The sequence below is a fragment of the Streptomyces sp. CHD11 genome, assembly GCF_018638295.1.
Taxonomy (GTDB): Bacteria; Actinomycetota; Actinomycetes; order Streptomycetales; family Streptomycetaceae; genus Streptomyces.
The window spans coordinates 173098-186634 of the sequence record NZ_JABTTS010000029.1 but is presented as its reverse complement, the minus strand read 5'-3'; the positions used below and the strand labels follow the sequence as shown (position 1 = coordinate 186634).

Annotated in this window: 10 protein-coding genes and 1 pseudogene; 8 read left to right on the top strand and 3 right to left on the bottom strand. The window is 71.4% G+C overall.

Annotated features, from left to right (window positions below):
- Window positions 1-101 precede the first annotated feature (101 nt).
- The 6 genes from HTV45_RS26045 to HTV45_RS26020 all read left to right on the top strand — a co-directional run bounded on the left by HTV45_RS26045 (window position 102) and on the right by HTV45_RS26020 (window position 9118).
- Complete coding sequence (locus tag HTV45_RS26045) at window positions 102-1532, top strand: glycoside hydrolase family 16 protein (protein ID WP_215208314.1); 1431 nt, start codon at window positions 102-104, stop codon at window positions 1530-1532.
- A 661-nt stretch (window positions 1533-2193) separates the two neighbouring features.
- Window positions 2194-3732 (top strand): glucose-6-phosphate dehydrogenase, encoded by a 1539-nt coding sequence (zwf, locus tag HTV45_RS26040; protein WP_251692778.1) that lies wholly within the window; start codon window positions 2194-2196, stop codon window positions 3730-3732.
- The gene (gene opcA, locus HTV45_RS26035) at window positions 3729-4664 is read left to right on the top strand and encodes a glucose-6-phosphate dehydrogenase assembly protein OpcA (RefSeq protein ID WP_215208312.1); all 936 of its coding nucleotides are present in this window, start codon (window positions 3729-3731) and stop codon (window positions 4662-4664) included. The genes zwf and opcA overlap by 4 nt, the downstream gene beginning before the upstream one ends.
- Window positions 4665-4763: 99 nt before the next feature.
- The gene (gnd, locus tag HTV45_RS26030) at window positions 4764-5648 is read left to right on the top strand and encodes a phosphogluconate dehydrogenase (NAD(+)-dependent, decarboxylating) (protein ID WP_215208311.1); all 885 of its coding nucleotides are present in this window, start codon (window positions 4764-4766) and stop codon (window positions 5646-5648) included.
- Window positions 5649-5652: 4 nt separating this feature from the next.
- Window positions 5653-6237, top strand: a complete 585-nt coding sequence (locus HTV45_RS26025) for a histidine phosphatase family protein (RefSeq protein WP_215208310.1) — start codon at window positions 5653-5655, stop codon at window positions 6235-6237.
- A gap of 487 nt (window positions 6238-6724) precedes the next feature.
- The gene (locus HTV45_RS26020; protein WP_215208309.1) at window positions 6725-9118 is read left to right on the top strand and encodes an excinuclease ABC subunit UvrA; all 2394 of its coding nucleotides are present in this window, start codon (window positions 6725-6727) and stop codon (window positions 9116-9118) included.
- A 33-nt stretch (window positions 9119-9151) separates the two neighbouring features.
- Here the strand turns inward: HTV45_RS26020 and HTV45_RS26015 are convergent, their stop codons facing one another.
- Window positions 9152-9598: a PPOX class F420-dependent oxidoreductase gene (locus HTV45_RS26015; protein WP_215208308.1), complete on the bottom strand. Its 447-nt coding sequence runs from the start codon at window positions 9596-9598 to the stop codon at window positions 9152-9154.
- A gap of 47 nt (window positions 9599-9645) precedes the next feature.
- On the opposite strand from HTV45_RS26015, the gene HTV45_RS26010 reads away from it, so the two are divergent.
- Window positions 9646-10875 carry a serine hydrolase gene (locus tag HTV45_RS26010; RefSeq protein ID WP_215208307.1) on the top strand — a complete coding sequence of 410 codons (1230 nt, stop codon included), beginning with the start codon at window positions 9646-9648 and terminating at the stop codon, window positions 10873-10875.
- A 26-nt stretch (window positions 10876-10901) separates the two neighbouring features.
- Here HTV45_RS26010 and ribA read toward each other — a convergent pair whose 3' ends face one another.
- Entirely contained in the window at window positions 10902-11561 is a 660-nt protein-coding gene (gene ribA, locus HTV45_RS26005) for a GTP cyclohydrolase II (RefSeq protein ID WP_215208306.1), read from the bottom strand.
- A 41-nt stretch (window positions 11562-11602) separates the two neighbouring features.
- Here ribA and HTV45_RS26000 point away from each other — a divergent pair, with 41 nt between their 5' ends.
- Window positions 11603-12400 carry a creatininase family protein gene (locus HTV45_RS26000; protein WP_215208305.1) on the top strand — a complete coding sequence of 266 codons (798 nt, stop codon included), beginning with the start codon at window positions 11603-11605 and terminating at the stop codon, window positions 12398-12400.
- A gap of 284 nt (window positions 12401-12684) precedes the next feature.
- Here HTV45_RS26000 and HTV45_RS35065 read toward each other — a convergent pair.
- A pseudogene (locus HTV45_RS35065) lies at window positions 12685-13518 on the bottom strand (YbhN family protein); the annotation flags it as partial.
- Between the last annotated feature and the right edge of the window lie 19 nt (window positions 13519-13537).

The following is a 13537-nucleotide window of genomic DNA, read 5'->3' as shown; positions in this document are numbered from 1 at the left end:
GAGCACATTGGCGTCATTCTGAGAGCGCTCTCACCCGACGTTCCGGGCTCTCGGACACTTCTCCCCCGCACAGCCGATCCGTACCGAGAGGGCATCCCCACATGAGTGTCACCTCCGGCATACCCAGCCCACTCCGCGGTCTCCGCAGACCCCGCCCGATGCGGCGCGCGCTGCTCGCCGTCGTCGGCACGCTCGCTCTCGCGGCGGGCACGGCGACCGTCTCGAGCCCGTCCGCGAGCGCCTCCGTACCGCCTCCGCCGTCGGGCTGGACCCAGGTCTTCGCCGACGACTTCGACGGACCCGCGGGCAGCGGTGTCAACACCTCCAACTGGCGCTACTCCACCGGTACGGGTTACCCGGGCGGCCCCGCCAACTGGGGCACCGGCGAGATCGAGACGATGACGTCCCGCCCGGACAACGTCTCCCTCGACGGCAACGGCAACCTGCGCATCACCCCGCGGCGCGACGCCTCCGGCAACTGGACGTCGGGCCGCATCGAGACCAACCGCACCGACTTCCAGCCCCCGGCCGGCGGCAAGCTGCGCGTCGAGGGCCGTATCCAGTCGCCGAACGTCACCGGTGCCGCCGCCAAGGGCTACTGGCCGGCCTTCTGGATGCTGGGCGGACCCTACCGGGGCAACTACTGGAACTGGCCCGGCGTCGGCGAGCTGGACATCATGGAGAACACACAGGGCAACAACACCGTGTTCGCCACGATGCACTGCGGCACCGCACCGGGCGGCCCCTGCAACGAGCACAGCGGTATCGGCGGTTCGACGACCTGCCAGGGCACGACCTGTCAGGCCGGCTTCCACACCTACCGCCTCGAGTGGGACCGCTCCACGAGCGTGGAGGAGATCCGCTTCTACCTCGACGGCAACAACTTCCACACCGTGCGGGAGAATCAGGTCGACGCGACGACCTGGGCCAACGCCACGAACCACGGCTATTTCATCATCCTCAACGTGGCGATGGGCGGCGGTTTCCCCGACGCCTTCGGCGGCGGTCCCGACGCGGGCACCCAGCCGGGGCACTCGATGCTCGTCGACTATGTGCAGGTGCTGACCTCCGGAGGCGGCGGCGACCCGGGCGACCCGGGCGATCCCGGCGAGCCCGGCAGCCGTGACGCCTACGGCACCATCCAGGCCGAGTCGTACGACGGCCAGTCCGGCGCCATGAAGGAGTCGACCTCCGACGCGGGCGGCGGCCAGAACGTGGGCGCGCTGGCGGGCGGTGACTGGCTGCAGTTCAAGGGCGTCCGGTTCGGTTCGAACCCGGCCCGGCAGTTCTCCGCCCGGGTGGCGAGCGGTGCGGGCGCGGGCGTCAGCGGGCTCGTGGAGGTGCGCCTGGACAGCCGGAGCAACGCACCCATCGGCAGCTTCGCGGTGGGCAACACGGGCGGCTGGCAGTCCTGGCGGACGATCCCGGCGAACATCGGCAACGTGACGGGTACGCACGACGTCTATCTGACCTTCAGCAGCGGTCAGCCCTCGGACTTCGTGAACGTCAACTGGTTCACCTTCGGCCGCTGATACCACCCCCCACACCGGCCTTCCCGGCCGGACCCGGGAAGAGGGCTCCACACCCGTGTGGAGCCCTCTTCCGCGTGCCCGTACTCCCGCGTCCGGCTGACCGGCCCGCATGGCGGGGGCGGTTCCGCGGTACTCGCCGCCACGCGAGGGTCCGTGACACAGGAGCGGACCCGACGGACGAGAAAAGGTCGTACTTTTACTGTGTGCACGCTTCTTCAGAAGGCGACGCGGTCCGGCCCGGCCGGACCGCGAAGGACCGGACGGACCAAGGACCCGGACGGACCCGGACGGACCAAGGACCCGGAAGCCCGGAAGGACCCGGAAGGACCAGCGTTCACCCGTCGGGACGTACCGGCCCGCCCCCGCTGCTGCCGCCGTCCGTGGGGGCTCGCGTTGCACGCGAGTCCGAGAACGGCTGACGTGGTAACGGTTCACGCGGGTACCGATTCCCCGTGACGACGCCGGGCCGGGGAATCACTTGCCGGCGTACGCGGTTGACGCCATCGCGAGAGAGAAGATGATCACAGTGAGCGAAGCGACCGACAGGACGGACGAACCGGGAACGGACACCCCGGGCACCGGTACGGACACCCCGGTGACCGGTACGGACACCCCGGGCACCCCGGACACCCCCGAGCCCCCTGCCGGGAGCCTCACCGCGTTGCCCGCGCCCCCGGCCGGCTGGGCCAACCCGCTGCGCGACCCGCGGGACCGGCGGCTGCCCCGGGTGGCCGGCCCCTCCGGTCTGGTCATCTTCGGGGTGACCGGCGACCTGTCCCGCCGCAAACTGATGCCGGCCGTGTACGACCTCGCCAACCGGGGTCTGCTGCCACCGGGCTTCTCGCTGGTCGGCTTCGCCCGCCGGGACTGGGAGGACCAGGACTTCGCCGAGGTGGTCCACGACGCGGTCAGGGAACACGCGCGCACCCCGTTCCGCGAGGAGGTCTGGCAGCAGCTCTCCGAGGGCATGCGGTTCGTTCCCGGCGACTTCGACGACGACCAGGCGTTCGAACAGCTGCGCAAGTCCGTGGACGAGCTGGACGCCTCCCGGGGCACGAGCGGCAACTACGCCTTCTACCTCTCCGTACCGCCGAGGTTCTTCCCGAAGGTCGTGCAGCAGCTGAAGAAGCACGGGCTGGCCGACGCCCCCGAGGGCTCCTGGCGGCGCGCGGTGATCGAGAAGCCGTTCGGCCACGACCTGAGGTCCGCCAAAGAGCTCAACACGATCGTGCACGAGGTGTTCGACCCCGACCAGGTGTTCCGGATCGACCACTACCTGGGCAAGGAGACCGTCCAGAACATCCTGGCGCTGCGCTTCGCCAACACCATGTTCGAACCGATCTGGAACCGGTCCTTCGTCGACCACGTGCAGATCACCATGGCCGAGGACATCGGCATCGGCGGACGGGCCGGCTACTACGACGGCATCGGCGCGGCCCGCGACGTCATCCAGAACCACCTCCTGCAGCTCATGGCCCTCACCGCGATGGAGGAGCCGGCCTCCTTCGACGCGCCCTCGCTGCTGACCGAGAAACTGAAGGTCTTCCGGGCCGTCCGGCTCCCGGACGACCTCGGCCGGCACACGGTGCGCGGACAGTACGCGGGTGCCTGGCAGGGCGGCGCGAAGGTGCGCGGCTATCTGGAGGAGGACGGCATCGACCAGACCTCCGCCACCGACACCTACGCCGCGATCAAACTGGGAGTGGACAACCGCCGCTGGGCGGGTGTCCCCTTCTACCTGCGCACCGGCAAGCGGCTGGGCCGCCGGGTCACCGAGATCGCGGTGGTCCTCCAGCGGGCACCGCACTCCCCCTTCGACTCCACCGCCACCGAGGAACTGGGCCAGAACGCCATCGTCATCCGCGTCCAGCCCGACGAGGGCATGACGGTCCGGTTCGGCTCCAAGGTGCCCGGGACCTCGATGGAGCTGCGGGACGTGACCATGGACTTCGCCTACGGCGAGTCCTTCACCGAGTCCAGCCCCGAGGCGTACGAGCGGCTCATCCTGGATGTCCTGCTGGGTGACGCCAACCTGTTCCCCCGTCACCAGGAGGTGGAGGAGTCCTGGAGGATCCTCGACCCGGTCGAGGAGTACTGGGCGTCGCACGGCAGGCCGGCGCAGTACACATCGGGCAGCTGGGGGCCCGCGGAAGCCGACGAGATGCTCGCACGAGACGGACGGAGCTGGCGCAGGCCATGAAGATCGATCTGACCGACACCACGGCAAGCAAGGTCAACAAGGCGCTGGTGCGGGGCCGCCGCGCCATCGGCACACCGGCTGTGGGCATGGTGCTGACGATGGTGATCGTCACGGACGAGGAGAACGCCTACGACTCGATCAAGGCCGCCGAGGAAGCCTCGCACGAGCACCCCGCGCGCACCCTGGTCGTCATCAAGCGGCACACCCGTAATCCGCGCGAGCGCACCCACTCCCGGCTCGACGCCGAGGTCCGGGTCGGCTCCGAGGCCGGCACCGGGGAGACGGTGGTGCTGCGGACCTACGGCGAGGTGTCCGAGCACGCCGACTCGGTGGTGCTGCCGCTGCTGCTGCCGGACGCGCCGGTGGTGGTGTGGTGGCCGGCGGCCGCGCCCGACGACCCGGCCCGGGACCCGCTGGGCGCGCTGGGCCAGCGCAGGATCACCGACCTGTACGCGGTCGAGAACCCCATGGCGGTGCTCCGGGCGCGGCAGCGCGCCTACGCGCCCGGCGACACCGATCTCGCCTGGACCCGGCTGACGCTGTGGCGGTCCATGCTCGCCGCGGCCCTGGACCAGGCGCGGGCGACGGTGACCTCGGCGGCAGTGGAGGCCGAGGCGGACAACCCGGCCGCGGAGCTGCTGGCGCGCTGGCTGGAGGCCCGGCTGCGGGTCCCGGTGGACCGGGTGGTGACCGCGGGACCGGTCGTCACGGCGGTCCGGCTGGGCACGGAGGACGGCGAGGTCGTCATCGACCGCCCCGAGGGCCCACTGGCCACGCTGACCCTGCCGGGCCAGCCCGCGCGCCGGCTGGCGCTGAAGGTCCGTCCGACCTCCGAACTCATCGCCGAGGAGCTCCGGCGCCTCGACGCGGACGAGATGTACGCCGTCGCCCTGCGCGGTGAGGCCGCCGAGGAGTCGGCCGCTCATGTCTGACGCCGCCGGACCGGTCCGGCGGCCCCCCCCCCCCCCCCCCCCGCCCCGCCCACGGCCGTGCCGGCGGCCGCCCCTCGCGAACTCAGGAAGTGAACTGACATGCAGATCGGTCTTGTGGGTCTCGGCAAAATGGGCGGCAACATGCGCGAGCGCATCCGCGATGCCGGCCACACCGTCATCGGGTTCGACACCGATCCCGCACGCTCCGACGTCGACCACCTGTCCGACCTCGTCGACCGGCTGGACGGGCCGTGCGTGGTGTGGGTGATGGTACCGGCCGGCAACGTCACCCAGCAGGTCATCGACCAGCTGGGCAGCCTGCTCAAGCCCGGCGACGTCGTCGTCGACGGCGGCAACTCCCGCTGGACGGACGACGAGAAGCACGCCAGGGAGCTGGGCGCCCGGGGCATCGGCTTCGTCGACGCGGGGGTCTCGGGCGGCGTGTGGGGTCTGGAGAACGGGTACGCCCTGATGGTCGGCGGCGAGGAGGAGCACGTGGAGCGGCTGAGGCCGATCTTCGACGCGCTCAAGCCGGACGGACCGTACGGCTATGTCCACGCGGGCGGGGTCGGCGCGGGGCACTTCGCGAAGATGGTCCACAACGGTATCGAGTACGCCATGATGCAGGCCTACGCCGAGGGCTGGGAGCTGCTCGAGAAGGCCGGCTCGGTGGACAACGTCAGGGAGGTGTTCCGCTCCTGGCAGGGGGGCACCGTCATCCGTTCCTGGCTGCTGGATCTGGCGGTCGACGCCCTCGACGAGGACGAGCACCTTCAGCGGCTGCGGGGTTACGCCGGCGACTCGGGCGAGGGCCGCTGGACGGTGGAGGCCGCCATCGACAACGCCGTGCCGCTGCCCGCGATCACCGCTTCGCTGTTCGCCCGGTTCGCCTCCCGTCAGGAGGACTCCCCCCAGATGAAGATGGTCGCGGCGCTGCGGAACCAGTTCGGCGGGCACGCGGTCGAGTCGGCGAAGGAGGCCTGACGGCGTGGGCGACCTGCTGCTGGCACGGCACGGGGAGACGGAGTGGAGCAGGGACGGCCGGCACACCGGCCGCACCGATCTGCCGCTGACTCCGCGCGGTGAGGACCAGGCGAGGTCCCTCGCCCCGCTGCTGACGGGCCGGAGCTTCGCGCTGGTCCTCACCAGCCCGCTGGTCCGCGCCCGGCATACCGCCGAACTGGCGGGCCTGACCGGCGCGGAGCCGGAGCCGGGCCTGCGGGAGTGGGACTACGGCGGCTACGAGGGCATCACCACGGCGGACATCCACCGCACCCGGCCCGGCTGGGACCTGTGGACCGACGGGGTGCCGCCCGGCCGGGATTTCCCCGGGGAGTCACCGGAGCAGGTCGGCGAGCGCGCGGACCGGGTGCTGTCCCGGGTGGCCGGAGCACTGGAGGAGGGGGACGTGATGCTGGTGGCCCATGGCCACCTCCTCCGCGTCCTGACGGCCCGCCGCCTGGGGCTCCCCCCGGCCGCCGGCCGCCTGTTCCGCCTGGAGACGGGCACCTTGAGCCGCCTGTCCCTGGACCGCGGCAGCCCGGTCGTCGCGGAGTGGAACACCCGGCCGTGAGTACCACCGGCCGCCCCCGGGCGCGCGACGACCGGCGAGCGTGACCGGGGCCGCGCGGCGGGGCATGCGACGCGGGTGGCGCGGTTGCGGTCAGCGGCCCGGCGGGCGCGTCGCCGACGGACGTGGGTCTCTCCAGGGAGCGCGGCTCCTGCGAAGGGCCGCAGTTCCCTGCGAGGCCCGCTGTCCGCGTACAGGTCCGCCCGGCGGCCTGGGTGCGGACGGGGTGCGGCGCGGACGGGGTGCGGCGCGGACGCGGTGCGGCGCGGACGGGTGCAGGTCAGGAATGGAGAAGCACGGGTGGCCGCCGCCCGCCTAGCCTAGCCTTGGCGCGGTGACCGGCCGGGACGGTCCGTCGGGCGGACGGCAGGACCCAGCCGTGATCCGTGCCGGCGCAGGACGACCGGAGGCACCTGCCGAAGCCGGTCTGCATGATTCGGGGAACGCCGGCGGAGTCCGCGCGAGCGGCCCGCCCGACGGATGGAGAAGGATGAGCATGGCCACGAGGACGGACCAGCAGCCGGCAGAGCCACACGCCGCCGACAGCCACGACCTCATCCGTGTGCACGGCGCGCGCGAGAACAACCTCAAGGACGTCAGCGTCGAACTGCCCAAGCGCCGTCTGACCGTGTTCACCGGCGTGTCCGGCTCGGGCAAGAGCTCACTCGTGTTCGACACGATCGCCGCCGAGTCGCAGCGGATGATCAACGAGACGTACAGCGCCTTCCTCCAGGGCTTCATGCCCACCCTGGCGCGCCCCGAGGTCGACGTGCTCGACGGGCTGACCACCGCGATCACCGTCGACCAGCAGCGGATGGGTTCCGACCCGCGCTCCACGGTCGGCACCGCCACCGACGCCAACGCGATGCTGCGCATCCTCTTCAGCCGCCTGGGCAAGCCGTACTTCGGCCCGCCCGGCGCGTTCTCCTTCAACGTCGCCTCGATCCAGGCGAGCGGAGGCTTCACGGTCGACCGCGGTGCGGACAAGACCAGGACGGAGAAGGTGTCCTTCAACCGCACCGGCGGCATGTGCACCCACTGCGAGGGCCGGGGCACGGTCTCCGACATCGATCTCGCCCAGCTCTTCGACGACTCCAAGTCGCTCTCCGAGGACCCCTTCACCATCCCCACCTACACCGGGGGCGGCTGGGTGGTGCGGGTCATCACCGAGTCGGGCTTCTTCGACCCGGACAAGCCGATCCGTCAGTACACCAAGAAGGAGCGGCACGACTTCCTGTACCGCGAACCGACCAAGGTGAAGATCAACGGCATCAACCTCACCTACGAGGGGCTGATCCCCAAGCTCCAGAAGTCGATGCTCAACAAGGACCGGGAGGCGATGCAGCCGCACATCCGGGCGTTCGTCGACCGGGCGGTCACCTTCGCCACCTGCCCCGAGTGCGACGGCACCCGGCTCACGGCGGGCGCCCGCTCTTCGAAGATCGCCGGGATCAGCATCGCCGACGCCTGCGCGATGGAGATCAGGGACCTCGCCGAGTGGGTCCGCGGTCTCGACGAGCCGTCGGTGAAGCCGCTGCTCACCGCGCTCCAGCACACCCTCGACTCGTTCGTCGAGATCGGTCTCGGCTATCTCTCGCTCGACCGCGCGTCCGGCACCCTGTCGGGCGGTGAGGCGCAGCGCGTGAAGATGATCCGCCATCTCGGTTCCTCGCTCACCGATGTCACCTACGTCTTCGACGAGCCCACGATCGGCCTGCACCCGCACGACATCCAGCGGATGAACACCCTGCTGCTGCGGCTGCGGGACAAGGGGAACACGGTGCTGGTGGTGGAGCACAAGCCGGAGGCGATCGCCATCGCCGACCACGTCGTCGACCTGGGCCCCGGCGCCGGTACGGCGGGCGGCACGGTCTGCTTCGAGGGCACCGTCGAGGGACTGCGGGCCAGCGACACGGTCACCGGCCGCCACCTCGACGACCGGGCCTCGGTCAAGGACACGGTCCGCGAGCCCACCGGCACGCTGGCCATCCGCGGCGCGACGGCGAACAACCTGCACGACGTCGACGTCGACATCCCCCTCGGTGTGCTCACCGTCGTCACCGGCGTGGCGGGCTCCGGCAAGAGCTCGCTGGTGCACGGCTCGCTCCCCTCCGACGAGGGGGTGATCGCGGTCGACCAGACACCGATCCGCGGCTCCCGGCGCAGCAACCCGGCCACGTACACCGGTCTGCTCGACCCGATCCGCAAGGCGTTCGCCAAGGCCAACGGTGTGAAGCCGGCGCTGTTCAGCGCCAACTCCGAGGGCGCCTGCCCCACCTGCAACGGCGCCGGCGTGATCTACACCGACCTCGGCATGATGGCCGGCGTCTCCACCACCTGCGAGGACTGCGGGGGCAAGCGGTTCCAGGCGTCCGTGCTGGAGTACCGCTTCGGCGGGCGGGACATCAGCGAGGTGCTGGCGATGTCGGTGGCGCAGGCCGAGGAGTTCTTCCGGTCCGGCGACGCCCGTACGCCCGCCGCACACAGGATCGTCGAGCGGCTTGCCGACGTCGGTCTCGGCTATCTCACCCTGGGCCAGCCGCTGACCACCCTGTCCGGCGGTGAGCGGCAGCGGCTCAAGCTGGCCACACACATGGGCGACAAGGGCGGTGTCTACGTCCTCGACGAACCGACCACCGGTCTGCACCTGGCCGATGTCGAGCAGCTTCTCGGCCTGCTGGACCGGCTGGTCGACTCCGGGAAGTCGGTCATCGTGATCGAGCACCACCAGGCGGTCATGGCGCACGCCGACTGGATCATCGACCTGGGTCCCGGCGCCGGCCACGACGGCGGCCGGATCGTCTTCGAGGGCACCCCCGCCGACCTGGTCGCCGCCCGCTCCACCCTCACCGGCGAGCATCTCGCCCAGTACGTCGGCGGCTGATCCCCGCGCAGGCGCCCGTACCGGGCCGGGATGCTAGGCCCCGGCCCGGCGCGGGATGCCGTACGCCCGCTCCACTCTCAGCCGCAGTACCAGCCTGCGGTCGCGGACCATCGCCGCGCGGTACTCCTCCCAGTCGGGGTGCTCGCCGCCCGCGTCGCGGTACAGCCGGATCAGTTCCTCCACGGTCTCGTCGTAGGGGTCCGCGGCGACGGGTGACAGGTCACCCGTGCCCTCGGCCACCGTGTAGGCCCACCGGTCCGGGGTGGTGACGTGGTAGGACGCACGGGAGTCCCGCCGCAGGTTGCGGGTTTTGGCACGGTCGTCCGTGAGCGACACGCGAATGACCCTCTCATCCGGGTAGTAAGCGTGTGTGACGTTCGACAGTTGGGGCCGCCCGTCGCGTTTCAGTGTGACGAGCACGCCGCCGTTCCCCTCGGAGAGCAGGGCGAGCAGCGCGTTCTGTTCGGCGTCCTGAGTCATGACTCGATCAACGGTCCGCACCGGGCCGGCGTTCCCCGAGGAGAGCGATGGGAGTACTGCGGCAGGAGGCCACCCCCGAGGAGGCCGGGCTGGACGCACGGGCGCTGGAGCGTCTGGACCGGCACTTCGCCCGCCGGGTCGACGAGGGGAAGCTGCCCGGGTTCCTCGTCGCTGTCGCCCGGGGCGGGCGGGTCGCGCATCTGACGGCGTACGGGGCGCGGGACATGGCGGCCGGGCTGCCCGTGCGGAGCGACACGCTGTGGCGGATCTACTCCATGACCAAACCGGTGACCTCGGTGGGCGCGCTGATGCTGATGGAGGAGGGGCTGCTGTCCCTGGACGACCCGGTCGGCCGCCACCTTCCCGCCTTCGCGGAACCCCGCGTGTACGAGAGCGGCTCCGGCGACCGGGTACGGACCCGCCCGGCAGCCGGTCCTCTCCTCGTGCGGCATCTGATGACGCACACGGCCGGCCTCACCTTCGCCTTCTACCACGCCCACCCCGTCGACGCGCTGTACCGCGAGGCCGGGTTGGAGTCGTCGGTGGCGCCGGGGAAGGACCTCGCCGGGACGACGGACGTGTACGCCGGTCTTCCGCTGCAGTTCGATCCGGGGACGCAGTGGAACTACTCGGTCGCCTCCAACGTCCTGGGCCGGATCATCGAGGTCGTGTCCGGCCGTCCCCTCGACGTGTACCTGGCCGAGCGCGTCCTCCGGCCGCTCGGCATGGCGGACGCCGGTTTCCAGGTCACCGACGCCCAGGCGGAGCGTCTCGCGGAGCTGTACGGCGAGTCGGACGCGGGCGGCATCGAGCCGATCCCGGGCCTGCCGCTGCGGGGCCGACCCCGCTTCCTGTCCGGCAGCGGCGGCATGGTGGCCTCCGCCCACGACCTGCACCGTTTCACGGAGTTCCTGCGCCGGCGCGGCGAACTGGACGGCACCCGTCTGCTCACGCCGGACACCGTGGACCTGATGACCCGCAACCACCTTCCCGGCGGCGCCGACCTGCGCGCCTTCGGCAGCCGCCCCGCACACGACGAACCCGGCAACGAGGGCGTCGGCTTCGGTCTCGGCGTCTCGGTGGTCATCGACCCGTCGCGTACCCAGTCCCCGTCGGGTCCGGGCAGTTACGGGTGGAGCGGGGTGGCCACCACCACCTTCTGGGTCGACCCGGGCCGCGACCTGACCGTGCAGTTCTGCACACAGGTGCGGCCCAGGTCCTCCCACACCGTCTTCCGGGACCTCAAGCGGCTGGTGCACGAGGCGGTGGCGGGCTGACGGCGTGACCGGACGACGGCCCACTGTCAGGACAGGTGGGCCACCGCGTCCAGATGGGGCAGGTGGTGGTCGAGGCGCTCCCGCTTGGTGCGCAGATAGGTGATGTTGCTCTCGCACGGCGGTATCAGCAGCGGTACCTGCTCGGCGACCTGGACACCGTGCCGCACCAGCGCCTCGCGCTTGCGCGGGTTGTTGGACATCAGCCGCACCGACCGCACACCCAGGTCCTGGAGCATCCCGGCGGCGACGGCGTAGTCCCGGGAGTCCACCGGCAGGCCGAGCGCGAGGTTCGCCTCGACGGTGTCCAGCCCCTCCGCCTGCAGCGCCATCGCCCGCAGCTTGGCGAGGAGCCCGATTCCGCGGCCCTCATGGCCCCTCAAGTAGACGACCACGCCCGCCCCTTCGGCGACGACCGCACGCAGCGCCGCCGCCAGCTGGTCGCCGCACTCGCAGTGCTGGGAACCGAAGGCGTCGCCGGTCAGGCACTCCGAGTGCAGCCGGGTGAGGACCCGGTCCCTGCCGAGATCCCCGTACACCAGGGCGACTTGTTCGTCGCCGCGGTCGTGGTCCATATAGCCGACCGCCTGGAACTGCCCGTACACGGTGGGGAGTGGCGCATTGACGACGCGTTCCACACCGGTCTGCCGCAGAGGCTTCTTGCCGAGTACGCCTACTTTTTCTGTCATGATTCTCGAGTTCCTAAGCAGAGACGAAAGGCCGTGACGATATGGGTGGTTCACACATGAGGTCGGCGGCATACGGCCCGGTGCACGGTCTGTTGCCGGCGGATACTACAGAGGATGTACGGACGCGGGGAGCCGGCGTCTCACAGCAGATCGCGGTTCTTCCGGTCGGGAGTTTCGAGCAGCACGGCCCGTACCTGCCGCTGGCGACCGACACCCTGGTCGCCTGCGCGGTCGCACGGGAGATCGCGGACGCCTACCCGGTGCACCTCCTCCCTCCGGTGACGGTCTCCTGCTCCCACGAGCACGCGGCCTGGCCGGGGACCGTCTCGATCTCCTCCGTGACCCTGCACGCGGTGATCCGGGACATCGCCGACTCGCTCCGCCGGTCGGGCGTGGACACGCTGGTGCTGGTGAACGGACACGGCGGAAACTACGTCCTGGGCAACGCAGTTCAGGAATCCTCTGCCCGGGGCGAGAAAATGGCCCTGTACCCGGCCCCCGAGGACTGGGAGACGGCACGCGAACGCGCCGGCGTCGTGACCTCTCTTCTCACCGACATGCACGCGGGTGAAATCGAGGCATCCATCCTTCTGCACACTCATCCCGAATTGCTCCGCCCCGGTTTCGAGACCTCCGACCATGTGGCGGACGACCGCCGCCATCTCCTGACCCTGGGGATGCCCGCCTACACGGATTCCGGCGTCATCGGCCGCCCTTCCCTGGCCTCGGCGGAAAAGGGCAGGGAACTTCTGGCAGCTCTCACGGATTCCTTCGGCACGTATTTCTCCCTGCTGACCGAAGCAACGTCCGCGGAGACATCCGGCCCGTCCGGCCCCTGAGGGCAAGGCCGGGCACCACCTCCCGGCCCACCCGACGCCTGAGGAAGAGATCGAGCGCCGACTCCCAGGCTGTCCGGCGTCCGAGGACGAGGCCGACGGCCGGCCGGGGGCCCGGGGGCGGCGCACCCGGGGCCGACGGGGGTCCCCCCGCCCGAGCGGAGCCGGGAGTGGGGGAGGGAAGAGGCGGGGGGGGGGGGAGAAACACCGCCCCCCCCCCCCCCCCCCCCCCCCGACCGCACCCCGCCGTACCACCGCACCACCAGCACCACCACCCCCGGCAGACTGGCCACCAGGCTGAGCACGCCGTACACCACGGCGACCGTGAACCCGACACCCGCCCCCAGTCCCGCCGCTCCGAACGCCCAGGCGGTGACCCCCTCCCGGGGCCCCCACCCCCCCACGTTCAGCGGCAGGGCCATCGCCAGCAACGCCAGGACGGCGAGCGGCAACAGCTCCCCCACCCCGGCCTCCGCCCCGGCCACCCGCGCGGCCAGCACGAACATCGCGACATACCCGCCCAGCACCACCACCGAGGACACCAGAACACCGGGCGCGCTCCGCCGGGAGCACAGCCCTTCCCGGGCCTCGCCCAGGATCCGCGCCCCCCACCGCGGCTGCCGCGCCGGCCGGCCCCCGGTGCCCCGGTTCATCCGCAGTGCGAGACCCACCGCACAGGCCCCCACCACTGCGAGCCCCACCACCGGCGCCATCTGCCGCACCGGACCCAGCACCGGCGACTCCATGCTCACCAGCACCACACCCCCGGCGACGAACAACGCGAGCTGCCCGGCCGTCCGTTCCAGGACCACCGCCCGCACCCCCCGCCCCAGGTCCCCGGACTCCTTCCCGTGCCGCACGGCCCGGTGGACGTCACCGAGGACGCCCCCGGGCAGGGCCGCGTTGAGGAACAGCGCACGGTAGTAGTCCGCGAGGGCCACGCCCAGCGGCAGCCGGATGCCGATCCCGCGCGCCACGAGAGCCCAGCGCCACGCGCTGAACGCGGTGGTCACCAGCCCGATGCCCAGCGCCGCGGCCAGCGTGGCGCCGTCGATGCGCCGCACCCCGTCCACCAGGGCTCCCGTCCCGAGCCGCCAGAACAACAGCCCGAGGATCAGCACACCGGCGAGGGTGCAGAGC